This is a genomic window from Colwellia sp., from assembly GCF_013215345.1.
GTDB lineage: Bacteria > Pseudomonadota > Gammaproteobacteria > Enterobacterales > Alteromonadaceae > Colwellia.
This window is the reverse complement of the sequence record NZ_JABSOV010000184.1, coordinates 1-5,255: the sequence shown is the minus strand read 5'-3', so window position 1 is coordinate 5,255 and position 5,255 is coordinate 1. Positions and strand designations below refer to the sequence as shown.

The following is a 5,255-nucleotide window of genomic DNA, read 5'->3' as shown; positions in this document are numbered from 1 at the left end:
GAGCCAGATTTGAACTGACGACCTTCGGGTTATGAGCCCGACGAGCTACCAGGCTGCTCCATCCCGCGTCCGAATGACCTACTTAAAGTAGGAAGCCAAGTTGTTTTAATTCAAACTTAAGAATTTAATTTTTATACTTATCTCTTTAAAAAGACAAGTTGGTTGCGGGAGCCAGATTTGAACTGACGACCTTCGGGTTATGAGCCCGACGAGCTACCAGGCTGCTCCATCCCGCGTCCGAATGGTTTAAGAATTACTATTGCTAGTAGATGCTTAAACAAGCCACAATATTTTACTTCTTATTGCGAGAAGTTTCTTTCAAAAAGGTTACTCCCTGAAAGCGAGGCGTATAGTAAGGATAGCGCATCGATAAAGCAAGCGCTTTTATCAAAATAATACTGTTCGCTCAAATGTCATCCGTAACGCGTGAAAATCAGGCGGTTTCTACTAGTTAAAGCTAACTTTTGTTTATGTGCTTTGCGTTTATGTATATAATCGCGCCCATAGTTTACTCTGCTCATTACCCCGGAAATGCACCATGAAAGAATCCATGCACCAATTTTTAGCTTTAACCTCTCCAGGTATTGAAGTTTTATTGTTCGATGAAATAAAAAACCTCGGCGCAGACCGCGTTGTACAAAAACCAGAAGGCGTTTATTTTCAAGCTTCTTTAGCGTTGGGATATAAAATATCTCTTTGGACACGCCTTGCTACTCGTATCATGCTTAAACTGGGCGAAGGTGAAGCAAGAGACAAAGACGAGTTATTTAAAGCTGCTAGCAGTATTAACTGGCCAGATATTTTTGATTCAACAACCACCTTTGCCATTGACTTTGTTGGTTACAGTGAAGAAATTCGTAATAGCCAGTTTGGTGGCTTAACCATTAAAGATGCGATAGTTGATCAATTTAGAGAGCAAGGTTTTGAACGTCCTAATGTTGATAAAAAATCACCACAAATAAGTTTTCAAGCTCGCTTACTAAGAGATCATATTCACATTTTTCTTGATTTTTCCGGTCGTGGTTTATTCCAACGTGGCTATCGTGAACATAGCGGCGCGGCACCTTTAAAAGAAAACTTAGCGGCAGCGTTGATAATACGTTCGGGTTGGTTAGCTGATACCAGCAAGCCATTAGTCGACCCTATGTGTGGCTCAGGCACCATTTTAATTGAAGCTGTTGCCATGGCAGCCAAACAAGCACCGGCACTTAATAGAGTGTCATGGGGCTTTGAGTCTTGGCTAACCCATGATAATGACATCTGGGAAGAGCAATTAGCACAAGCTATAGATAGTTCTGAACAATCACTAGCGACCCTGAAAAACGTTAAAGTATTTGGTATTGATCTCGATTCACGGGTATTAAAAACGGCACAACAAAATGCCAGGAATGCACGTTTACAACAATATATTGAATTCTCCTGTAAAAACACCAACGATATGAATAACACTTTTGGCGGACCGGGTACCGTATTATTTAACCCTCCTTATGGCGAACGTATTGGTGAATTACCTGAGCTAGTCGAAAACTTTGTTTTATTTGGTCAAAAGCTTAAAGCGCAGTTTATGGAATGGCGTGTGGCAATATTAACGGCGAATGTCGACTTACTCGCTATGTTGAAACTGTCGAGTTTTAAACGTTACAAATTTAAAAATGGCCCGTTAGATTGTCAATTAGCCTTATACAATGTTGATGAAAAGCAAAGGGCAAAAGATGCGGTAAACCCGCAATCTGATTTTGCCGAGCAAGATAGCGCTTTTGCTAACCGCCTTAAGAAAAACCGTAAAAATTTAAAAGGTTGGTTAAAATCCAATGAAATTGAAGCTTACCGCTTATATGACGGTGATATCCCTGAATATAATGCAGCTGTTGATATTTATGGTGAGTATTTAGTTATACAAGAATATGCCGCACCAAAAACTATCGATGAACAAAAAGCCAAGAAACGTCTACAAGAAATTATTTATTGGGCACCTAAGGTTTTAGATATCCCTCTCGACAAAGTTGTTTTGAAAACCCGAGCTAAGCAAAGGGGCAGTAATCAATATCAGCGTTTAGACAAATCGAAACAATCTCTTACTATCAATGAACATGGTGCCCAGTTTAAGATTAACTTATGGGATTACCTTGATACTGGCTTATTTTTAGATCATCGTAAAACCCGTCAGATTGTAGCGAAAAAATCTAAAGGCAAGTCACTACTTAATTTGTTTGCCTATACTGGCTCGGTTTCAGTACAAGCAGCCGTGCATGGCGCGTTATCAGTTACTACGGTTGATATGTCAAATACCTACCTTAATTGGGCACAAGATAATTTTGCTTTGAATAAATTAAGCGGCCATAAATATCAATTTATTCAAGCAGACTGTTTAGATTGGTTGAAAAAGAATATCAATAAATTTGATGTGATTTTTATCGATCCACCAACCTTCTCAAACTCTAAACGTATGGAAGATAGCTTTGATGTGCAGCGTGATCACGTGACGTTATTAGCCGATGCACTGAAGTCACTCAATAGAGGCGGGGAAATATTCTTCACCAATAATAAGCGTAATTTCAAAATTGACTTTGATGCGTTGGATAAGCTGGGCTTAAGTGCAGAGGCTATGTCAGATGTTACTCGTGATAAAGATTTTGCCCGTAATAAACATATTCATAATAGCTGGTCTATTAAGCGCAAAGCTAGCTAAGTAGTGAATAGCAATAATGAATAAATATAATTTATATGGCAGCGAAGGCTGTCATCTATGTGAGCAAGCCTTGGCTATCTGTTTGGCGGTACTGCCGAGAGCACAGCTAACTGAAATTGATATTATAGAAAACGAACGTGTTGCTCATGAAGAGCAAACATTGGTTGAATTGTATGGCGTACATATTCCCGTACTGGAAAAGCTAGCGCAAGACAGCAGGAAAAGCATTAAATTGTTTTGGCCTTTTACCCAAGCACAAGTTGAGCAATTCAGCCTGTAGCAATTATTAGAATTTATTAGAAGTTAAGAAGAATTATGGAATTATTAAGAATAGCCAATGGTGAGCTTGCCTTCGGCGAAGATAAAATATTAGATAAAGCAGAGTTAAGTATACAAACCGGCGAACGTATTTGTTTAGTTGGTCGCAATGGTGCCGGTAAGTCTACTTTAATGAAGATATTAATGGGCAAGCAAGGTTTAGACGATGGTCAGATTTTAAAGTCTAGTACCATGAAAATGTCTATGTTAGAGCAAGATCCACCAGAATCGTCTGATATCTCTGTATTTGACTACGTTGCTGAAGGGGTAAAAGAAAATGCCGAACTTATCCGTCGTTATCACGCCTTAATTCACTTGATTGGCGAAGACCCAAGTGACAAAAACCTTAACAAGTTAGCAAACGTGCAAGAAGAGCTTGAAAAAGCCAATGCTTGGCTAGACGAACAGCGCATAGAGTTAGCCATGACTACTTTATCATTGGATGCAGATGCGAAAATTTGCGACTTATCTGGTGGTTGGTTACGTAAAGTAGCGTTGGCTAAAGCACTTGTTACCAGTCCAGATATATTGTTACTCGATGAGCCAACTAACCATTTAGATATTGAAAGCGTGTTATGGCTAGAGCAATTCTTAAAAGACTTTGCCGGTACTATAATTTTTATCAGCCATGATAGGGCGTTTATCCGTGGTTTATCTACCCGTATTTTAGATCTTGATCGCGGTAAATTAAAAAGTTATCCGGGTGATTACGATTTATATATCGAGCAAAAGCAGCATGATTTACAAGTGGAAGAGCAACAAAATGCGCTATTTGATAAAAAATTAGCTGAAGAAGAAGTATGGATTCGTCAAGGCGTTAAAGCCCGTCGTACTCGTAATGAAGGCCGAGTTCGCTCGTTAGAAAAACTTCGTCTTGAGCGTACCGCGCGTCGTGATGTGCGTAATCAAAGCACCATGAATATTACTCAGGGTGATCGATCTGGAAAGTTAGTCTTTGAAGCTGAAGACGTAACCGTAGCCTTTGGTGATAATGTAGTGATTGAAAACCTTAACCTACTTATTACGCGTAATGACAGGTTGGCGTTTATAGGCGCTAACGGTACCGGTAAATCAACCTTGATTAAGCTTATCATGGAAAATCAAGCGGCAACCAGTGGTAAAATGCGCTCAGGTGTTAATCTAGAAATCGCTTACTTTGATCAGCATAGAGAAGCCCTTGATTTAAATCAAACTGTGCAAGAAATTGTTGGTGAAGGTAAACAAGAGGTTATGGTTAATGGCCGTTCTCGTCACGTACTTGGTTACTTGCAAGACTTCTTATTTAGCCCTAAACGTGCTCGTACTCCGGTTCGTGCTTTATCGGGTGGTGAGAAAAATAGACTCTTACTGGCGCGCTTATTTTTACGTCCAAGTAACTTACTTATTCTCGATGAGCCGACCAACGATCTTGATATTGAAACCTTAGAGCTACTTGAAGAAGTTGTTGCAAATTATGCTGGAACCGTTATTTTAGTGAGCCATGATCGTGACTTTGTTAATAACTGTGTGAATACTTGTTTGTATTTTGATGGTACAGGTCAGGTAAATCAGATTGTTGGTGGTTATGATGATGTTGATGATTATCTAGCACTTAAAAAAACACAGCGTCAAAGTATGGCAGATGGTGCTCAGCAGAAAAGTAAAGTAACTGAAGATAAAAGTAAGCAAACACAGAATGCGGCTACAGAGCCTGCTGTTAAGAATAAAAAACTATCTTTTAAAGATGCGCGTGAACTTGAAGCGTTACCTGAAAAAATTGATCAATTAGAAAATTCGATTGATGAATTACAAGCACAAGTGAATGATGCGGCTTTTTTCAGTCAAGACGAAAAAATAACACAAAAAGTTTTGAACCAGCTGGCAGAAACAGAGTCAAACCTTGAAGTCGTCTATGCCAGATGGCAAGAGTTAGATGACGAGTAAAAAAAGTAAGCATTAGCTTTCTGCAGGCAACGCGTTAAATTATAGACTTTGATTTGTGTTAACTTATATTTATTAAACAAATCAAAGCGAGTTAAACAGAACAACTATAAAGAGTTAATAAGTAGTATGAAGCAATTTGCAAAAAATATATTGGTGTTAGCAGTAACAAGTGCCTTAAGCCTTAGTGTTCTTAGCTTTAGTCACGCCGCTACTTATAAAGTAGTTGATAAAGGCTCTGCAGAAAATATTGGTTATACCTACGGTGGTAAACAAAATGTCAACGGGGTAATGGCTGTATCGGGAAGTAACTCATATAATTTTCCTG

3 protein-coding genes, 1 tRNA gene and 1 pseudogene are annotated in these 5,255 nt (G+C 39.0%); 4 read left to right on the top strand and 1 reads right to left on the bottom strand.

The genetic code is table 11. The features are described 5' to 3' along the window. Positions 1-159: 159 nt before the first annotated feature. Positions 160-236: transfer RNA gene (locus tag HRT50_RS17590), tRNA-Met, on the bottom strand. Positions 237-538: 302 nt separating this feature from the next. Between HRT50_RS17590 and rlmKL the strand changes: the two genes are divergently transcribed. The 4 genes and pseudogenes from rlmKL to HRT50_RS17570 all read left to right on the top strand — a co-directional run. Then, positions 539-2,689 (top strand): bifunctional 23S rRNA (guanine(2069)-N(7))-methyltransferase RlmK/23S rRNA (guanine(2445)-N(2))-methyltransferase RlmL, encoded by a 2,151-nt coding sequence (rlmKL, locus tag HRT50_RS17585; protein WP_291616921.1) that lies wholly within the window; start codon positions 539-541, stop codon positions 2,687-2,689. A 16-nt stretch (positions 2,690-2,705) separates the two neighbouring features. After that, a complete protein-coding gene (locus tag HRT50_RS17580; RefSeq protein ID WP_291616919.1) occupies positions 2,706-2,969 on the top strand; it encodes a glutaredoxin family protein in 264 nt (87 codons plus the stop codon). A 35-nt stretch (positions 2,970-3,004) separates the two neighbouring features. Continuing rightward, positions 3,005-4,930: an ATP-binding cassette domain-containing protein gene (locus HRT50_RS17575; protein ID WP_291616916.1), complete on the top strand. Its 1,926-nt coding sequence runs from the start codon at positions 3,005-3,007 to the stop codon at positions 4,928-4,930. Positions 4,931-5,056: 126 nt separating this feature from the next. Then, positions 5,057-5,255, top strand: a pseudogene (locus HRT50_RS17570) (hypothetical protein); the annotation flags it as partial.